Source organism: Streptococcus sp. 4886 (genome assembly GCF_013276485.1).
Taxonomy (GTDB): Bacteria; Bacillota; Bacilli; order Lactobacillales; family Streptococcaceae; genus Streptococcus.
Genome location: NZ_VMLD01000009.1, coordinates 184269 through 197190, shown reverse-complemented (window position 1 = coordinate 197190; position 12922 = coordinate 184269). Strand labels below are relative to the sequence as shown.

The window sequence follows — 12922 nt, the reverse complement described above, 5'->3', positions numbered from 1 at the left end:
TAAAATGAAGAAAACTCTCTATTTAATGCGTCATGGACAAACTCTTTTCAACAAACGTCATCTTATACAAGGTTGGTGTGATTCTCCGCTAACAGACTTTGGGATATACCAAGCTCAAGTAGCAAGTGAATATTTCAAAGAACATGGAATTATCTTTGACAGTGCTTTTAGTTCAACATCTGAGCGCGCGTGCGACACTTTAGAAATTGTAACCGATGGAAAAATGCCTTATAAACGAATTAAAGGTCTAAAAGAATGGAATTTTGGTGTTTTTGAAGGAGAAAGTGAAGAACTTAATCCATCTATTCCTTACGAAAACTTTTTCGTCTATTATGGTGGAGAATCTCAATTAGAATTACAAGAGCGAATAAATAACACTATTTGTTCGCTTATGAAGGAAGCTAAGGGCAACTCTATCCTTATTGTGTCCCATGGAGCAGCTATTCGAAATTTTGCTACAGTCTGGGAAAATTACGAAAAAACAACTATTAACAATAGAATGACAAATTGTTGTATTCTCAAATTCACATACTCTAACGATATTTTTTATCTGGAAGAAGTTATCAATCATGATTTTAGCAACTGGAATAATAATTCTATTCAATAAAAATTAGATAATTTAATTTATTACATCCGTTAGTTTTAACCATTATCATCTACGACAATCATAACCACCCGTCAAACGGGTGGTTTGTCACAGGGCTATAAGCCCAAATTACCAGCCAGCGCCTAAAAACGCTGGCTTTCACATTGTTCAAGCCTCATTGCTCTTGACTCGTCACTTGTCTCTTAAAGAGGCTTTAGTATTACTTACCACTATCCCTAAAGGGATCCTCATATTCTTTTACACTCAATTTATCTAGTGCTATATCATGCTTTACTCGTTCTCAAATTTTTATACTCGTGAAGAAATCATCCACTGGATAATTTCTTTAATCTTGAATATATTTCTTAATTGTGGCTTCATTGAGTCCAACCGTACTCACATAATAACCTTCCGCCCAAAAATGCCGATTCCCAAACTTGTATTTGAGATTGGCATGTTTGTCAAATATCATGAGTGCACTTTTACCTTTTAAATACCCCATAAAACTTGAAACACTTATCCTCGACGGAATACTTACTAACATATGTACATGATCAGGCATTAAGTGACCCTCGATAATTTCAACACCTTTATAACTACATAAGTGGCGGAATATTTCTCCCAAACTGCTTCGATAGTGATTATAAATGACTTTTCATCTATACTTAGGAGTGAGCACAATGTGATAGAACACATCCACTTTGTGTGTGATAAACTATGAGCCTTTTGTGCCATATTTTTCTCCTTTCGCTTTACAATTGGCTTGAACACCTTTATTGTATCGCGTTTGGAGTTTTTTGGTATAACCTTCGACGCGCACCCGCATAGCGGGTGGTTTTTTTGTCTCGCACCTAACGGAGCGAGACGGACTGAAAGTCACATAATAAGGTAAACTTTAAGGTAAACTTTTCAAAAAAACACGAAAAAAGCACCCATAAGATAAACTTTTGAGTGCTTTGAAACGTTGATATAATCGTATTGATTAACGTTTTGAGGCAACTGACCTTGTCAGGTTGTAGCCACATTTGTAAGCGACTAAAGTCGCAACAACTGTGTCAATTGCACCAATTTAGTAAGAAAGTATAAAAAAAGAACACCCCGAAAGGTGCTCTGTATAAGTATAGTAATTCTTTCGAATTAACGTTTACTAAATTGTGATGCTTTACGAGCTTTCTTAAGACCTGGTTTCTTACGTTCAACTTTACGTGAGTCACGTGTAAGAAGTCCTGCGCGTTTCAATGAATCGCGGAAGTCTGGGTCTACTTGAAGAAGGGCACGAGCGATACCGTGACGGATAGCTCCTGATTGACCAGCGTATCCACCACCTACAACGTTAACGAAAACGTCGTATGAACCTACAGTTGAAGTAACTGCAAATGGTTGGTTGATGACAAGACGAAGGTCAGCGTGTGGGATGTACTCTTCAACATCTTTTTTGTTAACAGTGATTTTACCAGTTCCTGGAACAAGGCGAACGCGTGCAACAGCGTTTTTACGACGTCCAGTACCTGCATATTGTGCTTGTGACATACTTTATTGTTCCTTTCCTTAGATAAGTCCTGAAATGTCAAGAACTTCTGGTTGTTGTGCAGCGTGAGTGTGCTCAGCTCCAACAAATACTTTCAACTTCATACCTTGAGCGCGTCCAAGTGTATTGTGCGGAAGCATACCTTTAACTGATTTCTCGATCAAACGTACTGCATTTTTAGAACGAAGTTCACCTGCAGAGATTTGTTTCAATCCACCTGGGTGGTTTGAGTGAGTGTAGTAGATTTTATCAGTTGCTTTTTTACCAGTCAATTTAACTTTTTCAGCATTGATAACAATCACAAAGTCACCTGTATCAGTGTGTGGTGTAAATGTTGGTTTGTTTTTTCCGCGAAGTACGCTAGCAACTACTGCAGAAAGACGTCCAAGTGGTACATCAGTTGCGTCAACTACGTACCATTTACGTTCAACTTGGCCTGGTTTAGCCATAAATGTTGTTTTGTTCATGATTTCTCCTATATATAGTTCGATTTTTGTTTACGGTGATGGGTGTTCCTTCCCATCGAAAAGTATTTGGAAGGTTCCGGGGCCTTTCAAATGGGGTAAACAATACCGCCTACTATAATACCAAATTTCACCCCTAAAAGTCAATAGATATGAAAAATATTTTTCCAAACCGTAACTTCTCAAAATAACTGAAAGTTATATAATCAAGTTAATTTGAGAATTTACCTATTAATTTCGATAGATTTTTGGGAATTTTTTCCCTATTTCTCCCTGTAACTAAAATCCTTTTCAAAAATCACCTTTTCTTGATTTTTAATCCTATTTGCTGTATGATAAGGGAAAAGAAAGGGGGCAAAAATATGGCTTTTACCAATACCCAGATGCGGTCGGCTAGTTTTGGCATTGTTACCAGCTTGCCTGATGACGTCATTGACTCTTTTTGGTATATCATCGACCATTTCTTAAAAAATGTCTTTGAATTGGAAGAAGAACTTGAGTTTCAATTGCTTAATAACCATGGAAAAATTACCTTCCACTTTTCAAGTCAACATCTCCCTACAGCTATTGATTTTGACTTTAATCATCCTTTCGACCCTCTTTATCCACCGAGAGTACTGGTTTTAGATCTGGATGGTAGAGAGACTATCCTCCTCCCAGAAGAAAATGACCTATTTTAATACTCAATGAAAATCAAAGAGCAAACTAGGAAGCTAGCCGCAGGTTGCTCAAAGCACTGCTTTGAGGTTGTGGATAGAACTGACGAAGTCAGCTCAAAACACTGTTTTGAGGTTGCAGATGGAAGCTGACGTGGTTTGAAGAGATTTTCGAAGAGTATAAAAACTCTAGCCTTCAGTTGCAAGTGACTGAAAACTAGAGTTTTTCTATTTTTTCAAAGCATTATACAAGTTGCGGATCGGTTGCTTTAATGTAGGATGGATAAAATGAGGCGCAATTTCCTGTAAGGACTCAAGGACAAAAAGGCGTTCCGCTATGTAAGGATGTGGCAAGATGAGGTCGTCTGTATAAAGAATCTGATCCTCTACAAAGAGCAAGTCCAAATCAATCAAACGAGGCCCCCAATGTACTTCTCTCACCCGTCCCATCTCTGACTCAATGGCTAACAAGGTCTCTAATAGAACTGGGGCTGGCAACCAGGTTTCAACCTCAACCACTTGATTAGCAAAGCTATCTTGCTCCACACCACCCCAAGGCTCCGTCGCTAAGACACTGGACTCTTTGAGAATATGGATGCCACGAGCTAGCAGTTTGTCAATGGCTTGTTTCAAGTTTGCTTGCTTGTCCCCCATATTGCTTCCTAGGGCGATAAAGGCCCGTTGCTTGCGACGATGAATGGTCACTGAGCAAGTTTCTAGTGGCAAATGCACTGGCGCCCAAGGCTTTTTCAGTTCCAGCTTTATTTCTTGGACAAGAGGATAGGCCTCAAAGGTACGTTCTACCAGTTTGTAGGCTACCGTTTCAATCAAGTCCTCAGTTGTTTCCTGAAACCAAGTCGTCCACTGCTGACACAGTTCTCCGTAATGGACAGAGGCCGTTAAATCCAAGTCTGTAGCCGCCTTGGTCATATCATAGGATAGGATTGCGGAAATAACAAACTTCTGCCCCAATTCTTTCTCACTAGGAAAAAGACCATGATAGGCAAAAATTTCCAAATCCTTAATCTGCAGTTGATCCATAATGATTCCTTTCTAGAAAAATCCGCTTCAAGCGGATTCTTTTACAGTCCCATTAAACGATAAGCTTGGTCGCGGAGGTCCTTATCTGTTTCAAATAGACCACGAGCTACTGTCGTCAAGGTTGCAGTTCCTGGTTTTCTGACACCACGCATGCTCATACACATATGTTCCGCCTCAATAACAACAAAGGCTCCTTTAGCGCCTAGATAGTCCATCAAGGCATCGGCTACTTCGATATTCAATCGTTCTTGAATTTGTGGTTTTTTCGAATAAACTTCAACTGTACGGGCTAGCTTAGACAAACCTGCCACACGACCATCTGGAATGTAGGCAATATGCGCTTTCCCATAAAATGGCAGAAAGTGGTGTTCACACATGGTATGGAAAAAGATATCCTTTTCTACCACCATATTATCGTCAATAATCTCAAAAGATTTTGACAAATGTTCCTCCGCTGTTTGACCAAGACCTGAAAAAATCTCTTGGTACATACGAGCGACACGAGCAGGTGTTTCCTGCAAGCCCTCGCGATTAACGTCCTCTCCTACAGCCTCGATAATCATTTTTACAGCAGTTTCAATCTTTTGTGTATCCATTTTCGTTTTTCCTCTCCATCAGATAGGCTCTCACTTGGCTCAAGAAATACAAGGAACCAGTGACAATCCTAACTGTTTGTTTCTCTTCTTTTTTATCTGTCAATTTCTGCTCTAGAAAATCCTGCCAATCTAGGTAGCTGAGATTTCTAGACTTAGCTGCCTCTTTCAGCACGCTTTCATCAGTCGCCCGACTGTCGTCAAAATGTGTCAGGGTAAGCTCGGTATCTGGCATGGCCCCCAGCAAGTCCAACATATCCTCTAAGGCCTTGGTTTTGATGCAAGTAAAGAGGATTTCCTTACGATAATCCGCAAAGCGTTCTTGCAAGGTTGCTAATAAAGCCTTGATAGCATGGGGATTGTGGGCCCCGTCCAAGATCATCAAGGGGTTCCTTGACACGACCTCCAGACGCCCCGGCCATCTTGTTTCTTCCAGAGCTTGAGCAATCAAGATATTAGCTGGTAGCTCTCGACCATCTTCTTGACAAAAAGTATCAAGTAAAGCTATGGCCATCCCAGCATTCTCTATCTGGTGCAAACCAAGCAGGCCAGTCTGGAAGCGACCTTGTCTGACAACACTTGTATAGTCAAAGACTTGACCTGTCACCACACTTTCTTTATGACGAACCTGATAATTTGCCCCGTAGGCAAGTCGCGGAGCATCTTTCCCTTCCGCAATGCGGTCAATCACAGCCAAAGCTTCTGGAGCGATACGACCTGTCACCAAAGGAATACCTTGTTTGATAATACCAGCTTTCTGCTCTGCTATGGCTTCCAGGGTGTCACCAAGTAGGGCTACATGGTCCAATCCAATAGTCGTAATTCCTGTCAAAATAGGCTGACAGACATTGGTACTATCTAAAAGTCCACCCATGCCGACTTCCATGATGGCCACATCTACTTGCTCTGAAGCAAAGTAGTCATAGGCTATGGCTGTGATAATCTCAAATTCGGTTGTCTCCTGCAAATTGGCAGCCACTTCTCCTTCAAGCAACGACTGATAGTCTGCCATGAGAGCTTCTAGTCTAGACACTGGAATGGATTCCCCATTGATGCTAATCTGATCTGTGTAATGAATGAGATAGGGCGAGCTAAACACTCCAACTCTCAGGCCTAGCTTTTCTAGCATTTTTTTCAAAAAAGCAATGGTCGAACCCTTGCCATTGGTCCCTCCGATATGGATGACCTTGAGTTTGAGATGGGGATTGCCGCGCAAAGCTAACAGTTCCACCATTCGTTCCAAGCCAAAATGCGGTTGATCCGTCCGATAGTTAGCAATCCACTGATTATTTTCAAATTCTTTCATCTTATTTATATTGTTTTAAATCTAAATTTTCCGCTTCATCAGCCAGACGAATAGCGAAGGCAATTTCAACTGCCATCCTATGACTAGCTACGTCATGCACGCGCACCACTTCTACACCCTGCCTTGCAGCGATACTGGTTACATGAGCCGAAGCCGTGTCCCGATTGCGGAAACCAAGCTCTGTCTCAGGATTGACTTCAAAACCATTCTCCTCTAGGATATTGATGACAAATCGCTTGCGCGAAACTCCGAGAAAGATTGGATAGCCTTTCTGATGTAGTTTATCCAGGTCCCGTAAAAGAAGTAGATTTTCTTTCTTGGTCAGACCAAAGCCGATTCCCGGATCCAACAGGATATTTTCTGGTGCAATACCAGCTTCGTCCGCTCTCGATAAGGCTCTGTCAAAGAAAGCCTCCATCAAGTCTTCGATTGGCAATGTTTCAAAGTCAGCTAACTCTTCCTCTGTAAAAGCTTGACCAAAGCCAAAATGAGGAAAGATGAGCGAGCTAGGATGCTGAGGTCGTGCCATGACTGGATTAAACATGATAACCACTTTCGCTCTCGCTTTAGCTACCACATGGGCCATTTTTTCATCACCCATGAGACCAGTGATATCATTAACTAGATTGGCACCAGCAGCCAAAGCAGCCTCTGCCACCTGACTTTTCCAAGTATCAATGGAGATAAGGACATCACTTTCCTTGCGAATCGCTTTAATCACTGGAACAACACGCTGGATTTCCTCTTCTATCTCAACATAGCTACTTCCCGGCCGAGTCGATTCTCCGCCAATATCTAGCATACTCGCTCCTTCTGCTATCAACTTCCGAGCCTGCTGGAGCGCTTGCTCAAGAGCAAAAAATTGACCACCATCCGAAAAAGAATCTGGGGTTACATTGATAATTCCGCAAATAGCTGTCTTTGCATGATTGGCTTTACTTGACATATCGGTCACTCCCTCAAGGCTTTTCATCATATTATTTCTCTATTTTACCATAAAAAGAAAAAGATGGACACGATTGCATTCATCTTTTTCCCAGTAGAAACAAGTAAGCAATTGTAAAAACCTTAAACAGAAATTCCTAAAATCCGACTCATGATCACCACAAGAGCCAACAAACAGAAAGCAACCCCATTCACAATCATGTGAAGTAAGATCGACATTTCCAAACGTTGGGTTTTGTAGGCTGTCCAAGATAGAACTGTCGACATACCTCCATAAATCAATAAAGAAGGTAAATTACTTGGTTGATGCAATAAAGCAAACACAACCGTACCGACTACAAATCCCAAGTTCTCTTTTCCTCGGAAAATCTTTTTAGGAACAATCCCACGGCACAAGATTTCCTCACAAATTGGAGCAAGCAAGGCCAATAAGAAGAAACTGGAAATCAGAGAACTATTCTGAACCATATCGTTAATCTGAGACTGGTTAGCTGTTGTCGTCTCATTTGACAGTTGCAACAAGATAGAACCAAGTATATTTGAACAGATAATGACTAAATAACTCAAGCCCAAGCGTGCCAAATCCTTAGCTCTTAGAAAAGAAAAATTAAAACTAGCTAATTGCGTTTTACGAGCTCCGATAATAAATAGTGCCAACACTACAATCGAAATACCAGCAACTATCAGTCCTGACTGTAACAGTGGTACTGCATTTAAAGTTAAAATAGCAGTAACCGCTAAAGGAATCTGATATAAAATTACGGCAAGTAAAAAGACCAAAATCCAGACTGCACGATTCAACAATTCTTTCCACATACTTTTCTCTTCCATCATTCATCTCCTAGACTTTGTATTAAAAAAAGGGGGAAATCCCCCTGGGTCATTCTATTATAGGGCCATGCTGATATAGTTAAGGATAAACAAGGCATCCAAAATCCAAATCATGACATGAACATCTTTAGCTTGACCTTTGACAAGCTTAGTCAAAGTGTAAGTCAAGAAACCAACTGCAATTCCTTGGGTGATAGAGTAGCTGAATCCCATAAAGATAGATGTGAAGAAAGCAGGAACCGCTTCAGACATATCGTCCCAATGGATATTTTTCAAGCTAGCCAGCATCATAATCCCAACGATAATCAAGATTGGAGCTGTAGCGGCTGTTGGTACAATCGCTAGAAGTGGGCTAAAGAAGCTTGAGATCGCAAAACAGATTGCTACAACCAAGGCTGTCAAACCAGTACGTCCACCTGCACCGATACCAGCAGCAGACTCAATATAAGTCGTTACGTTCGAAGTACCAGCGATGGCACCAATTGAAGTACCAATCAAGTCAGAGTAAAGAGCCTTGTCCAACTTAGCTGATTGGTGATTTTCACCATTTGTCGCTACGATACCAACTTTTTCACCTGTACCGATCAAGGTACCAATTGTATCAAAAATATCTGTCAATGAGAAGGCAAGAATGGCCATCAGAGTTTCAGGCAAGCGAGCTGTATCTGAAATCAAAGCTCCCAAACCTTCTGAACCAAGAGCTGCACCAAAGATTGTCTTCAAATCTTCAAAAGCTGCACCAACATGGTTATTAGCAAAATCAATACTAGACAAATCTACCAAACCAACTGCGATAGCAAGAACAGTTGTTGTCAAGATAGAGAGGATAATTCCCCCTTTAATTCCTTTGATAACAAAGAAAATTGTGATAGCAAGTCCTGCAAGAGCCACCAAAACAGCTGGATTATTAAAGCTAACCAATCCTGGAACTGCTGAAGAGTTTGCTGCAATCGTTGCTTGAGCTTTGTCAGCCCCTTCTCCTACAACAATATAGTTTCCTGGATCAATCGTGAATTTCAAAAGTCCAGCATTCTTAATCCCTACATAGGCAAGGAAGACACCGATACCAGCTGAAATAGCTGAGCGAAGAGCATTGGGAATCGATTCAATGATCATTTTACGAACATTTGTCAAGGTAATAATCAATGAAATAATCCCACAGATGAAGACCATAGCTAGGGCTTCTTGCCAAGAATAACCAAGTCCAAATACAACTGTAAAGGTAAAGAAGGCATTGAGTCCCATACCTGGCGCTTGAGCGTATGGCAAGTTAGCATAAAAAGCCATCATCAGGGTACCAGCAACTGCACCGATAATCGTTGCGAGGAAGACACCCTGAGCAGGCATTCCTGTTTGCGAAAGAATTTGTGGGTTTACAAAGAGAATATAGCTCATTGCAAAGAAAGTTGTTAAACCAGCGAGAACCTCTGTACGAACGTCTGTACCGTTCTCTTTTAGTTTAAATAATTTGTCCATTATCAATCTCCTTTTAATTTTTACGAACAATAATAGAATTATATCATTTATCATTCACTTTTTCAATATCTTTGTTTAATTTATTTAAGAATTTGATGGAATTTCATTTTTTGTTTGGAATCTGCTTTTCTGTCTGCTTTTTGTTATAATAGAAGACATCTTATCTGGAAAGACACTAGAAAGGTTCATATGACGAAAAAAATTATTGCACTAGACCTGGATGGAACCCTGCTCAACTCAGACAGTCAGATTTCTGACTTTACCAAAGAAACCATTAAAAAAGTTACTGAAAAAGGCCATCAGGTTATTATTACGACAGGTCGCCCTTACCGCATGTCAAAAGATTTCTACCGTGAACTAGGCTTAAACACTCCTATGATTAATTTCAACGGCTCCCTCACTCATTTACCAGACCAAGTTTGGGATTTTGAAAAGTGTTTAACTGTAGACAAAAAATATCTGCTAGATATGGTTCAACGTTCAGAGGACATTCAAGCCGATTTTATCGCTGGAGAATACCGTAAAAAATTCTACATTACAAATCCCAATGAAGAAATTGCCAATCCCAAACTATTTGGTGTAGAAGCTTTCCAGCCTGAAAATCAATTTCAGCCTGAGTTAGTAACCAAGGATCCTAACTGTATTCTGTTACAGACTAGAGCCAGTGACAAATATGCTCTGGCAAAAGAAATGAACGCCTTCTACCAGCATCAACTGTCTATCAATACCTGGGGAGGTCCGCTCAATATCCTTGAATGTATCCCAAAAGGTGTCAACAAGGCCTTCGCCTTAGACTACTTGCTCAAGGTAATGAACCGCGACAAAAAAGATTTGATTGCCTTTGGAGATGAACACAATGATACCGAAATGCTCGCTTTTGCTGGAAAGGGCTATGCCATGAAAAATGCCAACCCAGAGCTACTCCCCTATGCAGATGAGCAAATTTCTCTGACCAATGACCAAGACGGTGTTGCCAAAACCCTACAAGACTTATTCTTATAGTCCATTCTGACCAGCTTGCTAGCTGGTCTTTGTGCTCTTTTCACAGTCTCATCAACCAGTTAATCGATTGTTCTATTTTTTACCCCCAAAACCTTGGAAAAGGCTTTCTTTTGTGATATAATTCACATATAAGTACAAGAGAGCTCGTCACACTTGACTCTGTTGACATAAAATCAATCCAGTCCTGTTGTCCCTGTTCTCGGCCAATATCAAGGAGGATAGCTATGAAAGCTGTTGTTGTAAATCCAGAAAGCACTGGTGTTGCTGTTGAAGAAAAAGTACTCCGTCCACTTGAAACTGGGGAAGCACTTGTAGAAATTGAATACTGTGGTGTTTGCCACACTGACCTCCACGTTGCCCATGGCGACTTCGGTCAGGTACCAGGACGTGTCCTAGGTCACGAAGGTGTTGGTATCGTTAAAGAAATTGCCCCAGATGTAAAAAGCCTTAAAGTCGGCGACCGCGTCAGCGTTGCTTGGTTCTTTGAAGGATGTGGTACTTGCGAATACTGTACAACTGGCCGTGAAACTCTTTGCCGTACAGTGAAAAATGCTGGCTACTCAGTAGATGGTGGTATGGCTGAACAATGTATCGTAACTGCTGACTATGCTGTCAAAGTTCCTGACGGACTTGATCCAGCCCAAGCTTCTTCTATCACATGTGCTGGGGTAACAACCTATAAAGCTATAAAAGAAGCAAAAGTTGAACCAGGTCAATGGGTTGTTCTTTACGGTGCTGGTGGACTTGGTAACCTAGCTGTTCAATACGCTAAAAAAGTATTCAATGCTCATGTTATCGCAGTTGATATCAACAATGACAAACTTGCCCTTGCAAAAGAAGTAGGCGCTGACATTGTTATTAACGGCCTCGAAGTTGATGATGTACCAGGACTCATCAAGGAAAAAACTGATGGAGGAGCTCATTCAGCTGTCGTAACTGCTGTATCTAAAGTTGCCTTCAATCAGGCTGTTGACTCCGTTCGTGCCGGTGGTCGCGTCGTCGCTGTCGGTCTTCCTTCTGAAATGATGGAACTCAGCATCGTTAAAACAGTCCTCGATGGAATCCAAGTCATCGGTTCTCTTGTAGGAACTCGTAAAGACTTGGAAGAAGCCTTCCAATTCGGTGCAGAAGGTTTAGTAGTTCCAGTTGTTCAAAAACGTCCAATAGAAGATGCTGTTGCCATTTTCGACGAAATGGAAAAAGGTCAAATCCAAGGACGTATGGTACTCGACTTCACCCACTAATTTCATAGAAACTTATTTTAAAAGTTGGAAGCTTCTTCCAACTTTTTTATATTAAATTTTTAAATATGGATTCAAAAAAACTTCTCCAAAACTCAATATATCAACATTTTCAGATGTAATCTTTTTAATTATTTTATGATAAATAGTTGACTTTTAGATGAAAACGGTTTATACTTAAAAAGTCTTAAAGTTTTCTTAAACGAAAACTAAAACAAAAAAGGAGGAATGACAATAATGAGTATCGGAATCATTATTGCGAGCCACGGCGAATTTGCTGCGGGTATTCATCAGTCAGGATCTATGATCTTTGGTGAACAAGAAAAGGTTCAAGTTGTAACCTTTATGCCAAATGAAGGCCCTGATGATCTATACGCTAAGTTTAATAACGCTGTTGCTGCATTTGACGCAGAAGATGAGGTTCTAGTTTTGGCTGACCTTTGGAGTGGATCTCCATTTAACCAAGCTAGTCGCGTGATGGGAGAAAATCCCGAACGTAAGTTTGCCATCATCACAGGACTTAACTTACCGATGTTGATTCAAGCCTACACAGAGCGCCTCATGGACGCTGCTGCAGGTGTAGAAAAAGTCGCTGCTAATATCATTAAAGAAGCCAAAGATGGCATCAAAGCTCTTCCAGAAGAGCTAAATCCAGTTGAAGAAGTTGCAAGCGCTGCAGCTGCTCCAGTTGCCCAAACTGCTATCCCAGAAGGAACTGTTATCGGAGACGGTAAATTGAAAATCAATCTTGCCCGTCTTGACACACGTCTACTTCACGGTCAGGTTGCAACTGCTTGGACTCCAGATTCAAAAGCAAATCGTATCATCGTTGCTTCAGATAACGTGGCTAAAGACGACCTTCGTAAAGAATTGATTAAACAAGCAGCTCCAGGTAATGTCAAGGCTAACGTGGTTCCAATTCAAAAACTGATTGAGATTTCAAAAGACCCACGTTTTGGAGAAACACATGCCCTTATCTTGTTTGAAACACCTCAAGATGCCCTTCGTGCCATCGAAGGCGGCGTGCCAATCAAGACTCTTAACGTTGGTTCTATGGCTCACTCAACAGGTAAAACATTGGTCAATACCGTTTTGTCTATGGACAAAGAAGACGTTGCTACATTTGAAAAAATGCGTGACCTTGGTGTTGAATTTGATGTACGTAAAGTACCAAACGACACGAAAAAAGATTTGTTTGACTTGATTAACAAAGCCAATGTCAAATAAGCCATTATTTATGAAAGGATTTTAAA

The 12922-nt window shown here is 40.8% G+C and carries 14 protein-coding genes and 1 pseudogene; 6 read left to right on the top strand and 9 right to left on the bottom strand.

All coding sequences use genetic code 11. From position 1 onward, the window contains the following. Nucleotides 1-4: 4 nt before the first annotated feature. Nucleotides 5-607 (top strand): histidine phosphatase family protein, encoded by a 603-nt coding sequence (locus HT679_RS05330; RefSeq protein ID WP_173213366.1) that lies wholly within the window; start codon nt 5-7, stop codon nt 605-607. A gap of 199 nt (nt 608-806) precedes the next feature. Here HT679_RS05330 and tnpA read toward each other — a convergent pair. The 3 genes and pseudogenes from tnpA to rplM form a co-directional block, all read right to left on the bottom strand. Next, a pseudogene (gene tnpA / locus HT679_RS05325) lies at nt 807-1321 on the bottom strand (IS200/IS605 family transposase). A gap of 402 nt (nt 1322-1723) precedes the next feature. Next, nucleotides 1724-2116 (bottom strand): 30S ribosomal protein S9, encoded by a 393-nt coding sequence (gene rpsI / locus HT679_RS05320; protein ID WP_000075973.1) that lies wholly within the window; start codon nt 2114-2116, stop codon nt 1724-1726. Nucleotides 2117-2134: 18 nt separating this feature from the next. Next, the gene (rplM, locus tag HT679_RS05315) at nt 2135-2581 is read right to left on the bottom strand and encodes a 50S ribosomal protein L13 (protein ID WP_001044624.1); all 447 of its coding nucleotides are present in this window, start codon (nt 2579-2581) and stop codon (nt 2135-2137) included. Nucleotides 2582-2940: 359 nt separating this feature from the next. Between rplM and HT679_RS05310 the strand changes: the two genes are divergently transcribed. Both HT679_RS05310 and HT679_RS11550 read left to right on the top strand, forming a co-directional pair. Beyond that, nucleotides 2941-3258 (top strand): DUF960 domain-containing protein, encoded by a 318-nt coding sequence (locus tag HT679_RS05310; protein WP_061765502.1) that lies wholly within the window; start codon nt 2941-2943, stop codon nt 3256-3258. A gap of 6 nt (nt 3259-3264) precedes the next feature. Beyond that, a complete protein-coding gene (locus HT679_RS11550) occupies nt 3265-3387 on the top strand; it encodes a hypothetical protein (RefSeq protein WP_257881503.1) in 123 nt (40 codons plus the stop codon). Nucleotides 3388-3462: 75 nt separating this feature from the next. On the opposite strand, the gene folK is transcribed toward HT679_RS11550, so the two are convergent. From folK to HT679_RS05280, 6 genes are all read right to left on the bottom strand, one after another. Next, complete coding sequence (gene folK / locus HT679_RS05305; protein ID WP_173213364.1) at nt 3463-4275, bottom strand: 2-amino-4-hydroxy-6-hydroxymethyldihydropteridine diphosphokinase; 813 nt, start codon at nt 4273-4275, stop codon at nt 3463-3465. Nucleotides 4276-4316: 41 nt separating this feature from the next. Further along, nucleotides 4317-4871, bottom strand: a complete 555-nt coding sequence (folE, locus tag HT679_RS05300) for a GTP cyclohydrolase I FolE (RefSeq protein ID WP_054378438.1) — start codon at nt 4869-4871, stop codon at nt 4317-4319. After that, complete coding sequence (locus HT679_RS05295; RefSeq protein WP_173213362.1) at nt 4852-6174, bottom strand: folylpolyglutamate synthase/dihydrofolate synthase family protein; 1323 nt, start codon at nt 6172-6174, stop codon at nt 4852-4854. Before HT679_RS05295 ends, folE begins: the two co-directional genes overlap by 20 nt. 1 nt (nt 6175) lies before the next feature. Beyond that, on the bottom strand, nt 6176-7150 hold the full coding sequence (folP, locus tag HT679_RS05290; RefSeq protein ID WP_049512093.1) for a dihydropteroate synthase: 975 nt from the start codon (nt 7148-7150) through the stop codon (nt 6176-6178). A 92-nt stretch (nt 7151-7242) separates the two neighbouring features. Next, nucleotides 7243-7950, bottom strand: coding sequence for a CPBP family intramembrane glutamic endopeptidase (locus HT679_RS05285; RefSeq protein ID WP_049512095.1), 708 nt, complete (start codon nt 7948-7950; stop codon nt 7243-7245). A 57-nt stretch (nt 7951-8007) separates the two neighbouring features. Further along, nucleotides 8008-9426: an NCS2 family permease gene (locus HT679_RS05280; RefSeq protein WP_173213360.1), complete on the bottom strand. Its 1419-nt coding sequence runs from the start codon at nt 9424-9426 to the stop codon at nt 8008-8010. Between the two features lie 189 nt (nt 9427-9615). On the opposite strand from HT679_RS05280, the gene HT679_RS05275 reads away from it, so the two are divergent. From HT679_RS05275 to HT679_RS05265, 3 genes are all read left to right on the top strand, one after another. Then, nucleotides 9616-10428 (top strand): Cof-type HAD-IIB family hydrolase, encoded by an 813-nt coding sequence (locus HT679_RS05275; protein WP_173213357.1) that lies wholly within the window; start codon nt 9616-9618, stop codon nt 10426-10428. Nucleotides 10429-10652: 224 nt separating this feature from the next. Beyond that, complete coding sequence (adhP, locus tag HT679_RS05270; RefSeq protein ID WP_000649181.1) at nt 10653-11672, top strand: alcohol dehydrogenase AdhP; 1020 nt, start codon at nt 10653-10655, stop codon at nt 11670-11672. Between the two features lie 234 nt (nt 11673-11906). Further along, a complete protein-coding gene (locus tag HT679_RS05265) occupies nt 11907-12896 on the top strand; it encodes a PTS sugar transporter subunit IIB (RefSeq protein ID WP_138699697.1) in 990 nt (329 codons plus the stop codon). Nucleotides 12897-12922 lie beyond the last annotated feature (26 nt).

Excerpts from the sequence above, each read along its gene's own strand:
- HT679_RS05295 (WP_173213362.1), bottom strand. The coding sequence starts at position 6,174 with ATGAAAGAATTTGAAAATAATCAGTGGATTGCTAACTATCGGACGGAT.
- HT679_RS11550 (WP_257881503.1), top strand. The coding sequence starts at position 3,265 with ATGAAAATCAAAGAGCAAACTAGGAAGCTAGCCGCAGGTTGCTCAAAG.
- folE (WP_054378438.1), bottom strand. The coding sequence starts at position 4,871 with ATGGATACACAAAAGATTGAAACTGCTGTAAAAATGATTATCGAGGCT.
- HT679_RS05310 (WP_061765502.1), top strand. The coding sequence starts at position 2,941 with ATGGCTTTTACCAATACCCAGATGCGGTCGGCTAGTTTTGGCATTGTT.
- rpsI (WP_000075973.1), bottom strand. The coding sequence starts at position 2,116 with ATGTCACAAGCACAATATGCAGGTACTGGACGTCGTAAAAACGCTGTT.
- HT679_RS05265 (WP_138699697.1), top strand. The coding sequence starts at position 11,907 with ATGAGTATCGGAATCATTATTGCGAGCCACGGCGAATTTGCTGCGGGT.
- folK (WP_173213364.1), bottom strand. The coding sequence starts at position 4,275 with ATGGATCAACTGCAGATTAAGGATTTGGAAATTTTTGCCTATCATGGT.
- HT679_RS05330 (WP_173213366.1), top strand. The coding sequence starts at position 5 with ATGAAGAAAACTCTCTATTTAATGCGTCATGGACAAACTCTTTTCAAC.
- HT679_RS05280 (WP_173213360.1), bottom strand. The coding sequence starts at position 9,426 with ATGGACAAATTATTTAAACTAAAAGAGAACGGTACAGACGTTCGTACA.
- folP (WP_049512093.1), bottom strand. The coding sequence starts at position 7,150 with ATGATGAAAAGCCTTGAGGGAGTGACCGATATGTCAAGTAAAGCCAAT.
- adhP (WP_000649181.1), top strand. The coding sequence starts at position 10,653 with ATGAAAGCTGTTGTTGTAAATCCAGAAAGCACTGGTGTTGCTGTTGAA.
- HT679_RS05285 (WP_049512095.1), bottom strand. The coding sequence starts at position 7,950 with ATGGAAGAGAAAAGTATGTGGAAAGAATTGTTGAATCGTGCAGTCTGG.
- rplM (WP_001044624.1), bottom strand. The coding sequence starts at position 2,581 with ATGAACAAAACAACATTTATGGCTAAACCAGGCCAAGTTGAACGTAAA.
- HT679_RS05275 (WP_173213357.1), top strand. The coding sequence starts at position 9,616 with ATGACGAAAAAAATTATTGCACTAGACCTGGATGGAACCCTGCTCAAC.